The organism is Pseudomonas sp. NFIX49, from assembly GCF_900115915.1.
In the GTDB taxonomy this organism is placed as follows: Bacteria; Pseudomonadota; Gammaproteobacteria; order Pseudomonadales; family Pseudomonadaceae; genus Aquipseudomonas; species Aquipseudomonas pharyngis.
The window spans coordinates 39,618-56,874 of sequence record NZ_FOYE01000012.1; the positions used below are offsets into that span (position 1 = coordinate 39,618).

A 17,257-nucleotide genomic window follows, 5' to 3' on the forward strand; every position below is an offset into this window, starting at 1 on the left:
CTATTGACCGAACAAAGGCTTCCCATGAGCGTAGATGCACAAGATGTAGTACTCGTCGTCGAGGACGAACCGGTGATCCTGATGGTGCTGACAGACTATCTGTCAGGGCAGGGCTATCGCGTATTGCAGGCCGAGAACGGCGAGCAGGCGTTCGAGATTCTGGCGAGCAAGCCGCATCTGGACATGTTGATTACTGATTTTCGTTTGCCGGGAGGCATCTCGGGCGTGCAGATCGCCGAACCCGCCGTCAAATTGCGCCCTGATCTGAAGGTGATCTTCATCAGCGGCTATCCGCAGGAAATCCGCGAGACCGGCAGCCCCATCACCCGCCGGGCGCCGATCCTGGAAAAGCCGTTCGATCTGGATGTATTGCAGGAGAAGATTCAGGAACTGCTGGCCTGAGGCGTGAACCGCCTCAGCTCTTGATCATCTCCCGCACCTTCGCCGTCAGCAGATCGAAGGTGAACGGCTTGGTGATCATCTGCATCCCGGAATCAAGGAACCCGCCGCGCACAGCGGCGTGTTCAGCGTAACCGGTAATGAACAGAACCTTCAGGTCGGGCCGGTATTGCCGGCCGATTTCCGCCAGTTGCCGGCCGTTCATGCCCGGCAGGCCGACGTCGCTGATCAGCAGATCGATACGCTGCTCCGAATCCAGAATCGGCACGGCACTGTCGGCATCGCTGGCCTCGACAAATCCATAACCCAGTTCGCTCAACACTGCACTGACCAGCACCCGCACGGCCGGATCGTCTTCGACGATCAATACGGTTTCGCCTTCCACGGCGTCGGGCGCCTGCTCCGTGTGCGTTGGCGCGTGAGACAACGATTCGCCCTGGAAGCGCGGCAGATAGAGTCTGACGGTGGTGCCCTCGTCGATTTTGCTGTCGATCGAGACGTGGCCACCGGATTGCTTGCTGAAACCGTAGATCATCGACAGACCCAAGCCGGTGCCCTGGCCGATCGGCTTGGTGGTGAAAAATGGGTCGAATGCGCGATTGATCACGCTCTCGGGCATGCCGCAACCATTGTCGGTCACGCTCAATAGGACGTAATCGCCGGGCTTCAGGTTGCTGTAAGCGGCGGTGAAATCACTTCCCAGCACCTGATTGCTCGTCTCGACTACCAGATTGCCGCCGTCGGGCATCGCGTCGCGGGCATTGATAACCAGGTTGAGCAGGGCGCTTTCCAGTTGATTGGGGTCGGCCTCGGCTACCCACAATTGTTCGTGCAGGCGCATGTCCAGTTGAATGCTTTCGTTGAGGCTGCGTTGCAGCAGTTCGCCCATCGATTGCACCAGATCGTTCATCTTCACCGCTTTTGAGTCCAGTGACTGGCGACGGGAAAATGCCAATAGACGGTGAGTCAGGCCGGCGGCGCGGTTGGCGGAGGTCACGCCGAGGTCGATGAGACTGTCGAGATCCTCCGTGCGGCCACGCGCCAGTCGACGGCGAATCAATTCGAGGCTGCCGATGATGCCGGTCAGCATGTTATTGAAGTCATGGGCGATACCGCCGGTCAATTGACCGACCGCTTCCATTTTCTGCGACTGACGTAGCGCTTCCTCGTTGTGCCGCAGTTGCGCCGTGCGTTCCTCGACTTGTTGCTCAAGGGTTTCGAGGGTCGATTGCAGACGTCGTTCGCTATTGCTCAGATCGATCAGGCGATCACGGGCCTCGTATTGTCGTCGTCGACCGCGCAGGGCGGTGGAGATCAGGCTGACCAGCGTCACCGGATGGAAGGGGCGTTCAAGAAACGTCACGTTACCCAGTAACTTGCTGAGCTGCGAAGAGGGGCCCTGTCCGGATCCGCCGTGATGGGTCAACAACACAATCGGCAGATCTGACCAGGCAGGTTGTTGCTCCAGATATAACAGCAGGGATTCCAGTTCCGGGCCATGCAGAGCCTCGACGGCGATCAACAGCAGCCCGGCGCCGGGTTCCAATTCGTTGCACAGGGTGGCCAGATCGGGAGTGATCAGGCCACCGTATCCGGCCTCGTTGAGGATCATCAGAGCAACCTGGCTGTCGCGACCCTGGGGTGCAAGTATCAGCGCCCGTTCCGACAGCGGCACGGTGACGGTCACAAGTTTTCATCCTTAAGCAGCGGGTTACTCGCGCCGAGGTAGGTGGGTACGCCACGCAGCACGCCCTGGAAAGCTTCCAATGGCTCACCGATGGTCATGCCTTGTTTGGAAATGCGATATTCGCGGATGGTCGATTCGTGGCTGCCGGTGCGTTTCTTGATGATCGAAACTGCGCGACGTACCTTGCCGAGGGCTTCGAAATAGCGCAGCAAAATCACAGTGTCGGCGAGATAAGTGATGTCGACCGGGGCCTGCATGTCGCCGACCAGACCGTGTTGAGCGACGGTCATGAACGTCGCGGCGCCCTTGCGGTTCAGGTACAGCAGCAATTCGTGCATGTGCAGTACCAGCGCGTTCTCTTCCGGCATCGCGGCCTGATAGCCGTTGATGCTGTCGATCACCACGGTCTTGATGTCACCTTCATCGACGCAGCGTCGCACCCGGTGAGAGAACTCGCCGGGGGACAATTCGGCGGCGTCCACTTGTTCGATCAGCAGATTGCCGGTGGCCTGCAAAGCCTTGAGGTCAATGCCGATGTTGTTCATGCGCTCGAACAGCAAGCCCAGCTCTTCATCGAAAATGAACAGCGCAGCCTTTTCACCACGCGCCACGGCCGCTGCCGCGAAAATCATGGTGATCAACGATTTGCCGGTGCCCGCCGGGCCCAGAATCAGTGTGCTGGAGCCGGTCTCGATACCGCCACCCAGCAAAGCGTCCATTTCCTTGATACCGCTGGACAGCTGCAGGCGTGGGTAATCGCCGCGATGCTCCGCCGCCACCAGACGCGGGAAGACGTGCACGCCATCGCCCATGATGGTGAAGTCATGGAAGCCGCCACGGTACTTCTGGCCTCGGTACTTGATAACCCGCACGCGACGGCGCTCGGCGCCATAGTTGGGGGTCAATTCTTCGAGGCGAATCACGCCGTGAGCGACACTGTGAACGGTTTTGTCCAGGGATTCGGTGGTCAGGTCATCCAGCAGCAATACCGTGGCGTCGTAACGCACGAAATAGTGCTTGATCGCCAGAATCTGCCGACGGTAGCGCAGGGAGCTTTGCGCCAGCAGGCGGATTTCCGAGAGGCTGTCGAGCACCACACGGGTGGGTTTGAAGCGCTCGACCACTTCGAAAATCTGTTTGGTCGCCTCGCCCAGTTCAAGATCAGAGGAATAGAGCAGGCTTTGATGATGCTCGGCGTTAAGCAGGCTTTCCGGGGGCGTCAGCTCGAAAATCTCGATATTTTCGTTCAGTTCCCAACCGTGGGACGCTGCGCCCTGGCGCAACTCTCGCTCGGTTTCGGACAGCGTGATGTACAACGAACGTTCGCCGGCTCGGGCGCCGGCCAGCAAGAAATGCAACGCGACTGTGGTTTTACCGGTTCCAGGCTCGCCCTCCAGCAAGAAAACGTGACTGCGGGACAAACCACCGGCCAGGATATCGTCCAACCCTTCGATGCCGGTGGCGGCTTTTGCACTGATCAACGCGTTCGATGTAGACAAAAAATGCCCTCTCATGACTAGGGGAAACGAGGCAGCGGGCGCCGGACGCCGTTTTGGCACTGCCTGATTACTTGACCTTTTGCCGTGACGACGGTTCCGATTTTCTTGCGGGATGTGTGGAGAAGGCCGCTAGAGGCCTTGCTGCAACGAGGGATCATCGGGGTTCATCTGCTCGAGCTGAGCCAACAGGATCTGCACGTTCTGCAACTGACCGCTTTCTTTCCAATAGTTGATCAGAAGCACCCGCGCCTTGCGATCGGCGGGGTGACGCTGGACGATTTCCTGCAACTGCTTTTGTGCCGCTTCCAGTTCTTCGGCGCTGTGCAAGGTGGTGGCGAGGTCGTAGCGGTAATCCTTGTTGTCGGGCTCGAGTTCCACGGCTTTGGACAAACCGAGCAGGGCGTACTCGCGTTGGTCGTGGTGCAGCAACCAGAGGCCCAGGGCATGTTGCAGATAAGCCGAGTCGGGCTGGGCCTTCAGTTGTCGGGCGAGCAGTTGTCGGGCAGCGTCGCTCTGGCCCTGACGGTCGAGCACTTCGATCTGCATCACCAGCGCCGGCAGGTTGCCGGGGTCGAGGCGCAGGGTTTGTTCCAGCGCTTGCTGTGCCTGTTTCAATTCAGCGTTGTGCAGATAAAGGCGCGCCAGTTGAGCGTAATTGGCAGCGCTTTCCGGCTGGGCCCTCAGCGCCTGCTCCCACACGTCGATGCCTTGCTGGAGCGGGGCGAAATACAGGCCCAGTTGATCCGGAGACAAGCCGAGCAGGGCGTTGATTGCGGCGAAGCGTACGGTTTGATCTTCATCGTCGAGCAACGGGCCCAACAGCAAACTGCGCTGACCGCCAGGCACCAGGCCCGTCACGCTTTTGATTGCGGCCAGTCGAACGTCCGGCGATTCGTTTTGCAGATCGGCATCCGCCAGTTTCAGGGCCTGGGGGCTCGGGTAGTTGGGCAGCTCGGCGTGCAGCCAGACACGCCGTTTGACTGAAAGATCCGGGCGCCCCAGTTGCTGGTACAGCATCCGCGCAGCCCCCGGTTGACCGGCACGAGCAGCGGCCAGCGCTTCGCTGTAACCGTGTTTGATCGCCTCCGGCACAACCGGCGCAGTGCTGCGCAAAGACAGCCAGGCGACGATCAGGACCAGCGCAAGGCCGAGGCTGATGAGCAAATAGCGGCGAGACTGAGGCATGCGAATTTCCGAAACTTTCGTTTTGCAGCGGAGGTCGCAAGCTTCTGTCAGCTCGCGCCGTGAGTCAAACCCTCTGCCCGATATGGCCTGCTACAGGCGTTGAATCGACCTACAGCTTGTGTCGACCCTGTTTGCCGTCATCCTCTCCATGCAGTGTCTACGCTTGCAGAAGTTGTTTCTACGAGGCCATCCATGCAGTCCCTGCTCATTTATTTCAAGGCAGTCATCCACCCCAGCCAGGCAGTACTGCTGTTTGGTTTGCGCACCATTGTCGCCGGATTGCTGACCTTGTACCTGGCGTTTCTGTTCGATCTCGACCAGCCGAAATGGTCGATCATGGCCGTAGTGATCATCAGCCAGCCACTGGCCGGGATGGCGCTGGCACGCAGCTTCGGGCAAATCATCGGGACAACCCTTGGCGCGGTGGTGGCAGTGCTGCTGATGGCTATCTTTCCCCAGGCGCCGTTGCCGTTCATCACGACCCTGGCGCTTTGGCTGGCCCTGTGCACTGCCGGCGGCACGTTATTGCGCTATACAAGTTCCCAGGCGTTCGTGCTTAGCGGGTACACCGCCGTGGTGGTGGCGCTGCTGGCGATTCCGGATCAGGACGGCACCTTTCTGCTGGCGGTGACCCGGGTCACCGAAACCTTGCTGGCGGTGGCGTGCGTATGCGTGGTCAGCCTGTTGACGGCGCGGCCCGAAGCGGTATCACGCAACTATTTCGCGAAGGTTGATCAGGTGATCAAGCTCGCCGCCACCCATGCCGCCGCTGTGCTTCGCACCGAAGAAAGCGAAGCGGACTTTCAGCGCCGGCAAATGCAGCTGCTGGGGGAAATCAGCGCCCTCGAAGGTCTGCGCCGGCACTTGTATTTCGATGCTCCACGCCTGCGCAGCGCCAACAATCTGGTGTTGTTGCTGGGCAATCAACTGATGCTGCTGACCTCACGCCTGACCGCGCTGCGTCACCAGCGGGAGCTGCTCACTGAGCGATGGGAGGGCGACCTGCCGCTGGAAATCCAGCAATTGCGTGCAGAAGAACTGGCACTGCTCGACCAGCTCGCACTGCAAGGGCGCTCATTGCCGGCCGAGGCGCGGCACCAGTTCGTCGCGCTGCAACAGCAGTTCGAAGGGCTCGCCTACAGGGCCGAACAATTGACGGAAGACATGAGTGCAACCCTGCGCTCGCTGGCGTGGGCATTGCGCTGGGAACAGGCGCGGCTGTTGCAGCAACTGGAGCAGATTCTCGAACTGAGCGATGCGATACAGGAAGGGCGGGAGGCCAGTTGCATGTTCCGTGGCCAGTCCAGCCCCTTGCACCTGGATTTCACCCTCGCGACGATGAACGCCATCCGCGCCTTCAGCGCATTGTTGGTGGCCGGACTGATCTGGATCGAAACCGCGTGGGACGGCGCGCGGGGCGGGATGATTCTGGTGGGGATTCTGTGTTCGTTGATGGCGACGTTTCCGCGCCCGTTGATCGCCGCGCAGAGTTACGCCCGAGGGCTGGGACTGGCCTTGGTGGTGTCGGCGTTCTATCAATTCATGCTGGTCCCGGCGATCAGTGATTTCGAAATGCTGGCCTTGCTGCTCGCGCCTCTGCTGTATGTGATCGCGGTCGGACTGGCCAACCCGGCCACCACCGGTATCGGCATGGGCCTGGGGCTGTCGAGTTTCCTGATGCTCGGGCCGCAGAACGTCGGCACCGGGCAGAACACCGCCATTCAATGGTTCGAATTTGCCGGAGCCTACGTGAGTGCGGCGATGCTGGCTCTGATTGTTTATGCCTGGATTTTCCCGTTCCGCCCGGCTCTGCGCATCCGGCGCTTTTACAACGAAGCGCGGGAGCAGGTCTACCAACTGACCAAGAGCCCGGCCACCGATGAACAGCAATTCGCCTTCGAAAGCCGAATGGTTGATCGCCTGACCTCGATGCTGGGCGTGTTGCCGGCCGCCAACGAACGGGACATGCAGCGCCTGTATGAAATCAGCCTCGCCTGTGTAGCGCTGGGCGTGGCCATGCACCAGCTCAGGCAACAGGCGCAAAACAATGCTCTGCTTACGGACGATTTGCATAGGCAGCTGTCGACGGCATTGCGTCAGACCGGCCGTTTCGTCGCCGGCCGACCGGATGTACGCCTGACACCTTTACTGGCTACGCTGCATGCGCTCGGCGATGAGCTGGATGCCTTGCATGTCGCCACCCATGAGCACTTGTGGTCGGTATTTCGCATGCGCGTGGCCCTGTTGATCGTGGTGTCGTTTCTGGAACGACATGGCGAGCATTTGCAGCCCGACCGATCTGAAGGAGAGCCCATCCTTGCCCATTGATTTCGAGATCGGCGGCGTTTACCTGCCGCCAATCGCTCAGGCCTTGTTGCTGGCCATACCGGTTTTTCTGCTGCTCGACTGGGGTTTGCGCCGGCTCGGCGTCCTGCGTTTTGTCTGGCATGAGGCGCTGTTCGAAGGCGCCCTTTATGCCTGTGTGTGCGCCGCACTGATTCTGCTGATGGGAGCCTGAAACCTTGAAGACGTTGCTCACTCGATTGACGACATTGGCGGTGGTGCTGCTGGCCATCGTGCTCGGCTGGTTTGCCTGGGAACATTACACCCGGGCCCCGTGGACTCGGGATGCGCGGGTGAGGGCGGATGTGGTGACACTCTCGGCGGATGTTTCGGGCCGCATCGTCACACTGGCGGTGCAGGACAACCAGCATGTCGACAAGGGCCAGTTGTTGCTGGAGATCGACCCGGCTCGTTACAGCCTCGCGGTCGAGCATGCGAAACGCTCGGTGGAGGTCTCCAAGGCCACGCTCGGGCAGTCGCAAGCAGCCATCGTCGCCAGCGAAGCGTTGCTCAAACAACGCCAGAGTGAAGAGCGCCGGCGACGTACGCTCAAGCAAGGGTTCGCGATTTCCGGGGAAGAGTGGGAGAAGTCCAGTACCGACGTGGCCGTGGCCCAGGCCGATCTGTTGCGCAATCAGGCCAATCTCGGTCTCGCCGAAGCCAACGTGCAACTGGCGATTGCTGCATTGACCCAGGCCGAACTGGATCTGCAACGTACCCGAGTCGAAGCGCCGGTCAGCGGTTATGTCACTAATCTGCTGACCCGTCAGGGGGATTACGCGGTGGCCGGTAGCGCCCTGCTGGCACTGGTGGACAGCGGCTCCTTTTATGTCAGCGGCTATTTCGAGGAAACCAAACTGCCACGGATCGAGGAGGGCGACCGGGTGCGGATCGAATTGATGAGCGGGGAGAAATTCGGCGGCACCGTGCAAAGCATCGCCTTCGCCATTGCTGATCGGGAAAACGCGCCGGGCAGCCGATTGCTGGCCAACATCAACCCCAGCTACACCTGGGTGAAACTGGCGCAACGGGTGCCGGTGCGGATCGGCATCGACCCTGATTACGCAGGCAAGGATCGACTCAGAGCCGGTACCACCGCGACGGTCACGGTGCTGGAAAATCATGAAAAACAGAGACAAAAAAGCCCCGCGACCGAATGATACGCGGGGCAAAAAATTTGGTTGGTTGCGGCCAACCAAAGGAGCTCTTTAAAAAACGATTACTTGCTGGCCACCGTTTCTGGCTGCCAACCGCCACCGAGCGCCTTGTAGATCGCGACGATGCCGCGATACAGATCCACTTCGGCCTGGGCCTGGCTGTCCTCGGCGTTCAAGCGTTCACGCTGGGCGTCGAGCAGCACCAGGAAATCGGTGGTGCCTTCGCGGTAGCGGATTTCGGCGAGGTCGGCAGCCTTGCGGCTCGATTCGCTCTGACGGATCAGCGAAATCAGACGTTGCTGACGTTTGCCGTAATCACTGAAGGCATTTTCCGACTCTTCCAGCGCGAGCAATACTTGCTGTTCGTAGGTCGCCAGTGCGCCTTCCGCATCGGCATCGGCGCCGCGCAAACGGGCTCGCACGCTGCCAAGGTCGAACGCCGCCCAGGTGATGCTCGGGCCCAGTGCCCAGGCGTTGGCCGCCGAGGAACCGATCTGCGAACCACGCCCGGCCGTCCAGCCGAGGAAACCGCTGAGACTGACCCGTGGGAACAGGTCGGCCTTGGCTACACCGATACGCGCCGTGGCCGAAGCCAGTCTGCGCTCGGCGCTGAGGATGTCCGGACGACGCTGCAGCAGTTCGCCCGGATCACCGATCGGCAAGGCCTTCGCAATCGCCGGCAGGTCTTTCGGACTCAGGTCGACGGTCAGCTTGTCCGGACGCTCACCCAGCAGGGTGGCGATGCGGTTTTTCTGCCGAGCCTGTTCTGCCTGCAGCTGCGGCACGCTGGCTTCGACCGACGCCAGACGCGCATCGGCCCGTTCAACATCGAGCTGATCGCCAACGCCGGCGTCACGCAGGCTGATGGTGATCTTGCGCGACTCCTGCTGGTTGTTCAGGTTCGCCAGCGCGATCTTTTCCCGCAGTTGAGCACCGCGCAGTTGACCGTAAGCGTCCACCAGTTCGGCAATCATGGTGACTTGCAGTTGGTAAAGATCGGCTTCGGCCGCTTGCTGGTCGGCGTCGCTGGCTTCCAGATTGCGCTGGATACGTCCGAACAGGTCCAGTTCCCAGGCCATGTCCAGGCCCAGGTCATAGCGTTCACTGTTGACCCGATTGGTGGTCTGGCCCGGGATCTGACCTTTGGCCAGATCGCTGCTGGCGCGGCTGGTGATGGTCGGCATTGCATCGTTGCTGGCGTCGTCGCGGATCGCCCGGGCGGCTTTCCAGCGGGCGAACGCCACGCGCAGTTCACGGTTGCCTTGCAGTGATTGAGTCACCAACTGGTTGAGAGTCGGATCGTCGAACTGCTGCCACCAGATGCCTTCGAATTTCGAACGGTCGAAGTTCTTCTGGCCGGCGGCGCCGTCGGTGGCGGACGTGATGTTCGCCGCCTCCGTCGTCGGGGTCTTGTAGTCAGGGCCGACGGCGCAGGCACTCAGGGCCAGCACCAGCAGGCTCGGCAGGAAGACTTTCAGACTCATGGGTGCGCCTCCAGTGGCTTTTGAAGATTTTGCGCCTTGGTCGCTTTGCGAGCTTCGCTGCGCTCCACGAAGTTGCGGATCAGCACATAGAACACGGGGGTCAGCAGCAGACCGAAGAAGGTCACACCGAGCATCCCGGAGAACACCGCCACGCCCATGGCATGACGCATCTCGGCACCGGCACCGCTGGAGAAAACCAGTGGCACCACACCCATGATGAACGCGAACGAGGTCATCAGGATCGGCCGCAGACGCAGACGGCAGGCTTCCAGTACGGCGGCCAGCGGATCGAGGCCTTCTTCCTGCTTATCCTTGGCGAACTCGACGATCAGAATCGCGTTCTTACAGGCAAGTCCCACCAGTACGATCAAGCCGATCTGGGTGAAGATGTTGTTGTCGCCGCCAGAGATGATCACACCGGTGATGGCCGACAGCAGGGTCATCGGTACGATCAGGATCACCGCCAGTGGCAGGCTCCAGCTTTCGTATTGCGCCGCGAGCACCAGGAACGCCAGCAATACGCAGAGCGGGAACACGAACAGCGCGGTGTTGCCGGACAGAATCTGCTGGTAGGTCAGGTCGGTCCACTCGTAGGTCATGCCGTTCGGAAGTTCATCCTTGAGCAGTTTCTCGATGGCTTTTTCGGCCTGGCCGGAGCTGTAGCCCGGGGCTGCGGCACCGTTGATTTCAGCGGTGATGAAGCCGTTGTAGTGCATCACGCGATCCGGGCCCGAGGTGTCGCTGACCTTGATGAAGGTCGCCAGCGGGATCATCTCGCCTTTGTTGTTGCGTACTTTCAGCTGGCCGATCTGGTCGGATTCGAGGCGGAACTGCTGCTCTGCCTGAACGTTGACCTGATAGGTACGACCGAAGCGGTTGAAGTCGTTGGCATACAGCGAACCCAGGTAGATCTGCAGGGTGTCGAAGATGTCGCTGACGGCCACGCCGTGGGTCTTGGCTTTTTCCCGGTCGATGGCGGCATCGACCTGCGGCACGTTCACGGTGTAGCTGGTGAACAGGTTGGCCAGTTCCGGAACGTTATGGCTCTTGGCAATAATATTCATGGTTTCCTTGTACAGCTCTTCGTAACCCAGGTTGCCCCGGTCTTCGATTTGCAGGCGGAAACCACCAATGGTGCCCAGACCTTGTACCGGCGGTGGCGGGAAGATCGCCATGTAGGCTTCCTGAATTCCCGCGTACTGGCCGTTCAAGGCACCGGCAATCGCACCGGCGGACATGCTCGGGTCTTTACGCTCGTCGAACGGTTTCAGGGTCACGAACACGATGCCGGCGTTCGGGCTGTTGGTGAAGCCGTTGATCGACAGGCCCGGGAACGCTACGGCGCTTTCCACGCCTGGCTGTTTCAGTGCCAGGTCGGACATGCGCTTGATCACGTCTTCAGTGCGGTCCAGGCTCGCGGCGTCCGGCAGTTGCGCGAAGGCCACCAGGTATTGCTTGTCCTGGCCCGGTACGAAACCGGTCGGGGTGCTGGAGAAACCGAAGAAGGTCAGCACCATCAGGCCTGCGTACAGGAAGAGGGCGATGCCGCTGCCACGGATGACCCGGCGCACGGTACCGACGTAACCGTGACTGGCGCGGTCGAAGAAACGGTTGAACGGACGGAACAGCCAGCCACCGAAGATCTTGTCCAGCACTCGCGAGAAACGGTCTTTCGGCGCGTCGTGGCCCTTGAGCAACACGGCGGCCAGTGCTGGCGACAGCGTCAGCGAGTTGAACGCCGAGATCACCGTAGAGATCGCGATGGTCAAAGCAAACTGCTTGTAGAACTGACCGGTCAGGCCCGAGATGAACGCGGCGGGTACGAACACCGCGCACAGCACCAGCGCCGTGGCAATGATCGGGCCGGTCACTTCACCCATGGCCTTTTTGGTCGCATCGAAGGGGTTGAGCCCCAGTTCAATGTTCCGCTCGACGTTCTCAACCACCACGATGGCGTCGTCCACCACGATACCGATCGCCAGTACCAGGCCGAACAGCGACAGGGCGTTGAGCGAGAAGCCGAACAGGTGCATCACCGCAAACGTACCGATCAACGATACCGGCACCGCCACCAACGGAATGATCGAGGCGCGCCAGGTCTGCAGGAACAGGATCACCACCAGAACCACGAGAATCAGTGCTTCGAAGAGGGTGTGAACCACCGCCTCGATGGAGCCGCGCACGAAGATCGTCGGGTCATAGACGATGCTGTAGTCCATGCCTTGCGGGAAGCTTTTCTTCAGCTCTTCCATCTTGCCGCGAACTTCGTTCGAGATTTCGATGGCGTTGGAGCCCGGACGCTGGAAGATCGGGATCGCTACGGCTGGCTGGTTGTTCAGCAACGAACGCAGGGCGTACTGACTGGAGCCCAGTTCGACGCGAGCGATGTCCTTCAGGCGAGTGATTTCACCGTTGTCGCCGGCGCGAATAACGATGTTCTCGAACTCTTCCTCGGAGACCAGACGGCCCTGAGTGTTGATCGACAGCTGGAAGCTTTGCGCAGTCGGGGCAGGGGGCGCGCCCAGTTGACCGGCGGCCACCTGACGGTTCTGTTCGCGAATGGCGGTCACCACATCAGTCGCGGTCAGATTGCGCGAAGCGGTCTTGTTCGGGTCGAGCCATACACGCAGCGAGTAGTCGCCCATACCGAACAACTGCACGTCACCGACACCACCGAGGCGAGCGAGCTCATCCTTGATGTTGAGAATCGCGTAGTTGGACAGGTACAGCATGTCGTAGCGTTTGTCCGGCGAGGTCAAGTGCACAACCATGGTCAGGTCGGGCGAAGCCTTGTCGACGGTGATACCGATGCGCGTCACTTCTTCCGGAAGCTTCGGCTCGGTCCGGGTCACGCGGTTCTGCACCTGCACCTGCGCGTTGTCCAGGTCAGTGCCCAGGGCGAAGGTGATGGTCAGGGTGATTTTGCCGTCAGCGGTGGATTGCGAGGACATGTACAGCATGTTCTCGACGCCGGTGATGGCTTGCTCCAGTGGAGCCGCCACGGTTTCACCGATGACTTTTGGGTTGGCGCCCGGGAAGTTGGCACGCACCACCACGGTCGGTGGCACGACTTCCGGGTATTCGCTGATCGGCAATTGGAACAGCGAAATCGCACCGGCGATCAGGATCAACAGCGACAGCACCGCTGCGAAGATCGGCCGTGAAATGAAGAATTGGGAAAAATTCATCGGAGTTGTCGTCCCTTAACCGCGTGGGGTCGCAGCAGCCAGTTTCACAACCGAACCCGGCGCGCCTTTGGCTGGTGCGACTTTGGGCGGGTTGCTGGCTTCCAGCGCTTGTCGTTGTTGAGCGAGAGCGGCAATGGTTTGCTCGCTGGCCATCGGGATCACTTCAGGCGTAACCGGCGAGCCAGGACGAACCCGTTGCAGACCCTTGACGATGATCGTGTCGTCCTTGTTCAGGCCGCTGCGCACGATACGCAGGCCTTCGATCTTCGGACCGAGCTCGACGGCGCGGTAGACGGTCTTGTTGTCGCCATCCATCACCAGCACGAACTTCTTGCCGAGGTCGGTACCGACCGCTTCATCGTTGATCAGCATGGCGTTGTAGGTGCCGCTGCCGACCAGTTTCAGGCGTGCATACAGGCCCGGGGTGTAAGTGCCGTCGCTGTTGTCGAACACGGCGCGACCACGGATGGTGCCGGTTTTCGGGTTGACCTGGTTGTCGACGAAGTTCATTTGGCCCAGGTGCGGGTTGCCGTCTTCATTGGACAGGCCCATGTACACCGGGGTAGTGGCGCCGCGCTGACCCTGACGGGCGAGCTGGGTGTATTTGAGGAACACACGTTCGTCCGCGTCAAAGTAGGCGTAGACCTTGTCAGTGGAAACCACGCTGGTCAGCGGAGTGGTGTCGGCGGTCACCAGGTTGCCCGCGGTGATTTCGGCACGACTGACGCGGCCGCTGATTGGCGCGGTGACGCGGGTGAAGCTCAGGTTGAGTTTGGCCAGATCCAGTTGCGCTTGCAGCGCGCCGACAGCGGCTCGGGCTTCTTGTGCAGCGCTGGTACGCGAGTCGGCCAATTCGGCGGAGATGGCGTTGCTGGCACGCAGGCGTTCGCCACGGCCGGCTTCGTTTTCGCTGCGTGTGGCATTGGCACGGGCCTGGGCAACCAGCGCTTCGAGGCGGCGGACCTCAGCCTGGAACGGACGCGGGTCGATCTGGAACAGCAGGTCGCCTTTCTTGACCAGAGCACCTTCGGTGAAGGCGACTTCGTCGATCTGGCCGGAGACCCGCGGACGGATTTCAACGGTTTCCGGCGCTTCGAGGCGCCCGGTGAATTCGTCCCAGTCGTTGACCGGTTGTTCCAGCACCTTGGCCACGCTGACCTTGGCAGCAGGCATGGCCGCCGCGGTTTCCGGAGTCTTGCCGCAGGCGCTCATCACCAGCACGGCCAACAGAGCCAACGGGAAGCGCAAATGTTTGAGTGATTGTTCCATGGATGCATCCGCCAATGTATTGAAGATGGGCGGATGATGCTCGGCGGGTCGATAGCAAAACGAATCGAATGACACGAAGGTAACTATCATTCGGAATGATATAAGCCCGAGAGAAGCCCTCTAGCATGCGCCTTTCGTTAGGGGGCTATCAATTGGCCTGATGACAATTCTGTGTTGCGCGATCGGCAACTGTCGCAGGCGAAATTGCTGGGTGAGGATTATGCGGCGATTAAATGCTGCGCTGAAGTTACCGAGCTTCGACATCCTTGCGGAGCATATGGCGCTTGTTTACAAAGACCTCGCCTGGCTGCTGGAGCATTACGCCAACATCAAGAGTCCTGTTACCCGGAACAGGCAACCCACAACATTTCGCTCTAACATGACCTGATACTCATACCTCGATGTTTTGCCAATCCCGGACCCTTTGTTTATGAGAGATCTGCCCCCGGCCGCAACCTTGCGTGCTTTCGAAGTATCCACCCGGCACCCGACGTTCACCGCCGCCGCGCAGGAATTGCATGTGACCCAGAGCGCGGTCAGCCATCAGCTTCGGCATCTGGAAGAACTTTGGGGCTTGCAGCTGTTTGAACGGGGCAAGTCGTTACGCCTTACGCCTGCGGGCGCTACCCTGGCGCCGATTGTGCGTGAGTTCTTCATGAGCCTTGAGGCGACGCTGGCCGATCTGCGTGAGCAAAAGGGCAGGGTCCGGCTCAGCGTCAGCACAACCTATTCCTTTGCGTTGAAATGGTTGCTGCCACGCTTGCCGAGCCTGGCCCGCCAGCACCCGGAACTGTTGGTGTCGCTGGACACCACGGACAAGGTCATCCATTTCGCCAGCAGCGAAGCCAATGTCGCGATCCGCTTGGGCAAGGGCAACTATCCCGGTCTGTATTCACAGTTTTTGTTCGGTGAGCAGGTTTTCCCTGTGGCCAGTCCCGAACTGCTGCAACGCGTCGGAGTGCCGGGCAGTCCCGCCGATTTGTTGCAGTTGCCGCTGCTGGCACGTGACGGCGCTGAACTGGCACCGAAATGGGAAGCGTGGTTCCAGTCCGTCGGGCTGGCATTTTTGCCGCTACGGGAAAGCGTCAGGTTTGGCGATACCAATATGACGGTGGAGGCGGCTTTGCTCGGCCATGGCATTGCCCTGGTACGCAGCGGGCATGTCGAGAAGGAAATCGGCGATGGCCGTCTGGTGCGGCTGTTCGATGTGCCGTTTCAGTCACCGCTCGCCTACTACTTCGTTTGCCCCAAGGGCGTTGAGACGCAGCCGCACATTGAGAGTTTTCGCGAATGGCTGCTCGGTGAGGCGCTCAAAGTGCAAGGCGGGCAGGTTTGAAGGCATGAATAATCACTCATGGAGCAATGAGGAGTCTTCTCTGTAATCCGACCGTTCGGGCTGCCTAAAATGGCCAATGCCTACTCATCTCGTCCTCCTTGTCCTGTTCGCCGCGCTGCTGCACGCCGGCTGGAATGCATTGCTGCGCGGCGGTGCCGATCGGCTCTGGTCGATGACGGTGATGTGCGTTGCAATTGCCATAGTCTGTGCAGTTGCCGCGATGTTCATGGTGGCGCCTGCGCCTCAGAGCTGGGGGTATGCGCTGCTGTCGGCATTGCTGCACGTTGGCTACAACCTGTTTCTGGTGCGCAGTTACCGGGTCGGCGATCTGGGACAGATTTATCCGATTTCGCGCGGCTCATCGCCCGCGTTGATCACGCTGGGCGCCGCATTGTTTGCCGGCGAAACCATCACCCCCGGCGAATTGCTCGGCATTGCTCTGGTGTCTGGCGGGATCATTTCGCTGGCCTTCCGGGGACGCAGCCTGTCGGTGCCCAGCCTGCCTTACGCATTGGGAACCGGCTGCTTTATCGCGGCTTATAGCGTGGTCGACGGCATTGGCGCGCGGCTGTCCGGCGCGCCGCTGGCCTACACGGTGTGGATGAGTGCCTTGTGGGGCGTGCTGATGCCGGTGGTCTACATCGTTCTGCGCGATGCCCGCAGCCTGTTTTCGATTCGGCCCGGAATGTTCGCTGCGGCAATGGGCGGGCTGGTCTCTCTGCTTGCCTATGCAATCGTTATCTACGCGATGAACGAAGCCCCGCTGGGCGCGGTGTCAGCCTTGCGCGAAACCAGCGTGCTGTTCGCGGCGTTGCTTGGTTACTTGTTCCTCGGTGAAACCCTTACCGTCCGCCGGATGCTGGCCTGTGTGGTGATCGCCTGCGGCGCGATCATCATCGGCTGACTCGGCATCATCTGCTAAGGAGTAGTTTTCATGGTCAACGTCTCGCAGGCTCCGCTGATTCTGATCACAGGTGGCAGTCGGGGAGTGGGCGCCGCCACCGCCCGACTCGCTGCTGCTCAAGGCTACGATGTCGCGATCAGTTACGTTGCCAATGAGTCCGCCGCGCTGGCAGTGGCGGCGGATGTCGAAGCGCTGGGTCGCAAGGCGTTGGCGATGCGCGCCGACAGCGCCGACCCCGAGCAGGTCGCGAGTCTTTTTACCGCGATCGACCGCGGGTTCGGGCGCATCGATGTCCTGGTCAATAACGCTGGCGTGCTGGCGCAACAGTCACGCCTGGAGGACCTGGGCTTCGCGCGCATGCAACGCATCTTTGCGGTCAATGCTCTCGGGCCGATCCTGTGCGCCCAACAGGCCGTGAAGCGCATGTCCCTGCGGCACGGCGGTGCGGGCGGCGTGGTGATCAATGTGTCGTCGGCCTCGGCCCGTCTGGGCAGTCCGAATGAATATGTCGACTACGCAGCATCGAAAGGCGCGCTGGAAACGTTCACCATCGGGTTCGCCAAAGAGGTGGCCCGTGAGGGCATTCGCGTCAACTGTATCCGCCCGGGGCACATCTATACCGACATGCACGCCAGCGGCGGCGAGCCGGGGCGGGTCGATCGGGTCAAGGACTCGATCCCGATGGGCCGGGGCGGGCAGCCGGAGGAAGTGGCGCGGGCCATTTTGTGGCTGGCTGGTGCAGAAGCATCATTTGTTACCGGTACATTCCTCGACGTAACCGGCGGCAAATGACTCAGAGGCGAGGA

At 60.6% G+C, this 17,257-nt stretch carries 13 protein-coding genes; 7 read left to right on the forward strand and 6 right to left on the reverse strand.

The window, feature by feature from the left end:
• The first annotated feature begins 24 nt into the window (after positions 1–24).
• A complete protein-coding gene (locus BMZ46_RS28215; RefSeq protein ID WP_007954537.1) occupies positions 25–402 on the forward strand; it encodes a response regulator in 378 nt (125 codons plus the stop codon).
• A 13-nt stretch (positions 403–415) separates the two neighbouring features.
• Here the strand turns inward: BMZ46_RS28215 and BMZ46_RS28220 are convergent, their stop codons facing one another.
• From BMZ46_RS28220 to BMZ46_RS28230, 3 genes are all read right to left on the reverse strand, one after another.
• The gene (locus tag BMZ46_RS28220) at positions 416–2,086 is read right to left on the reverse strand and encodes an ATP-binding protein (RefSeq protein WP_074690656.1); all 1,671 of its coding nucleotides are present in this window, start codon (positions 2,084–2,086) and stop codon (positions 416–418) included.
• Positions 2,083–3,585 carry an ATPase domain-containing protein gene (locus BMZ46_RS28225; RefSeq protein WP_039768275.1) on the reverse strand — a complete coding sequence of 501 codons (1,503 nt, stop codon included), beginning with the start codon at positions 3,583–3,585 and terminating at the stop codon, positions 2,083–2,085. The genes BMZ46_RS28220 and BMZ46_RS28225 overlap by 4 nt, the downstream gene beginning before the upstream one ends.
• Positions 3,586–3,714: 129 nt before the next feature.
• The gene (locus tag BMZ46_RS28230) at positions 3,715–4,770 is read right to left on the reverse strand and encodes a tetratricopeptide repeat protein (protein WP_039768276.1); all 1,056 of its coding nucleotides are present in this window, start codon (positions 4,768–4,770) and stop codon (positions 3,715–3,717) included.
• A gap of 192 nt (positions 4,771–4,962) precedes the next feature.
• Here BMZ46_RS28230 and BMZ46_RS28235 point away from each other — a divergent pair, with 192 nt between their 5' ends.
• Genes BMZ46_RS28235 through BMZ46_RS28245 form a run of 3 tightly spaced genes read left to right on the forward strand, consistent with a single transcriptional unit; the run spans position 4,963 to position 8,273 of the window.
• Complete coding sequence (locus BMZ46_RS28235; protein ID WP_074690655.1) at positions 4,963–7,098, forward strand: FUSC family protein; 2,136 nt, start codon at positions 4,963–4,965, stop codon at positions 7,096–7,098.
• Positions 7,088–7,288: a DUF1656 domain-containing protein gene (locus tag BMZ46_RS28240; RefSeq protein WP_039768281.1), complete on the forward strand. Its 201-nt coding sequence runs from the start codon at positions 7,088–7,090 to the stop codon at positions 7,286–7,288. Before BMZ46_RS28235 ends, BMZ46_RS28240 begins: the two co-directional genes overlap by 11 nt.
• Positions 7,289–7,292: 4 nt before the next feature.
• Entirely contained in the window at positions 7,293–8,273 is a 981-nt protein-coding gene (locus BMZ46_RS28245) for an HlyD family secretion protein (RefSeq protein ID WP_074690654.1), read from the forward strand.
• 59 nt (positions 8,274–8,332) lie between these two features.
• Here BMZ46_RS28245 and BMZ46_RS28250 read toward each other — a convergent pair whose 3' ends face one another.
• From BMZ46_RS28250 to mexE, 3 genes are read right to left on the reverse strand one after another with little or no spacing between them, the layout of a single operon-like run.
• On the reverse strand, positions 8,333–9,754 hold the full coding sequence (locus BMZ46_RS28250) for an efflux transporter outer membrane subunit (RefSeq protein WP_039768284.1): 1,422 nt from the start codon (positions 9,752–9,754) through the stop codon (positions 8,333–8,335).
• Positions 9,751–12,942: an efflux RND transporter permease subunit gene (locus tag BMZ46_RS28255; protein ID WP_074690653.1), complete on the reverse strand. Its 3,192-nt coding sequence runs from the start codon at positions 12,940–12,942 to the stop codon at positions 9,751–9,753. Before BMZ46_RS28255 ends, BMZ46_RS28250 begins: the two co-directional genes overlap by 4 nt.
• A gap of 15 nt (positions 12,943–12,957) precedes the next feature.
• A complete protein-coding gene (gene mexE / locus BMZ46_RS28260) occupies positions 12,958–14,211 on the reverse strand; it encodes a multidrug efflux RND transporter periplasmic adaptor subunit MexE (RefSeq protein WP_074690652.1) in 1,254 nt (417 codons plus the stop codon).
• Between the two features lie 430 nt (positions 14,212–14,641).
• On the opposite strand from mexE, the gene gcvA reads away from it, so the two are divergent.
• From gcvA to BMZ46_RS28275, 3 genes are all read left to right on the forward strand, one after another.
• Complete coding sequence (gene gcvA, locus BMZ46_RS28265) at positions 14,642–15,547, forward strand: transcriptional regulator GcvA (RefSeq protein WP_074690651.1); 906 nt, start codon at positions 14,642–14,644, stop codon at positions 15,545–15,547.
• A 76-nt stretch (positions 15,548–15,623) separates the two neighbouring features.
• The gene (locus BMZ46_RS28270; RefSeq protein WP_039768292.1) at positions 15,624–16,451 is read left to right on the forward strand and encodes an EamA family transporter; all 828 of its coding nucleotides are present in this window, start codon (positions 15,624–15,626) and stop codon (positions 16,449–16,451) included.
• A gap of 30 nt (positions 16,452–16,481) precedes the next feature.
• Positions 16,482–17,243, forward strand: coding sequence for an SDR family oxidoreductase (locus BMZ46_RS28275; RefSeq protein ID WP_074690650.1), 762 nt, complete (start codon positions 16,482–16,484; stop codon positions 17,241–17,243).
• The last annotated feature ends 14 nt before the right edge of the window (positions 17,244–17,257 follow it).

Coding starts and splice junctions, on each gene's coding strand:
- BMZ46_RS28215 (WP_007954537.1), top strand. CDS start 25: ATGAGCGTAGATGCACAAGATGTAGTACTCGTCGTCGAGGACGAACCG.
- BMZ46_RS28230 (WP_039768276.1), bottom strand. CDS start 4,770: ATGCCTCAGTCTCGCCGCTATTTGCTCATCAGCCTCGGCCTTGCGCTG.
- BMZ46_RS28235 (WP_074690655.1), top strand. CDS start 4,963: ATGCAGTCCCTGCTCATTTATTTCAAGGCAGTCATCCACCCCAGCCAG.
- BMZ46_RS28250 (WP_039768284.1), bottom strand. CDS start 9,754: ATGAGTCTGAAAGTCTTCCTGCCGAGCCTGCTGGTGCTGGCCCTGAGT.
- BMZ46_RS28255 (WP_074690653.1), bottom strand. CDS start 12,942: ATGAATTTTTCCCAATTCTTCATTTCACGGCCGATCTTCGCAGCGGTG.
- mexE (WP_074690652.1), bottom strand. CDS start 14,211: ATGGAACAATCACTCAAACATTTGCGCTTCCCGTTGGCTCTGTTGGCC.
- gcvA (WP_074690651.1), top strand. CDS start 14,642: ATGAGAGATCTGCCCCCGGCCGCAACCTTGCGTGCTTTCGAAGTATCC.
- BMZ46_RS28270 (WP_039768292.1), top strand. CDS start 15,624: ATGCCTACTCATCTCGTCCTCCTTGTCCTGTTCGCCGCGCTGCTGCAC.
- BMZ46_RS28275 (WP_074690650.1), top strand. CDS start 16,482: ATGGTCAACGTCTCGCAGGCTCCGCTGATTCTGATCACAGGTGGCAGT.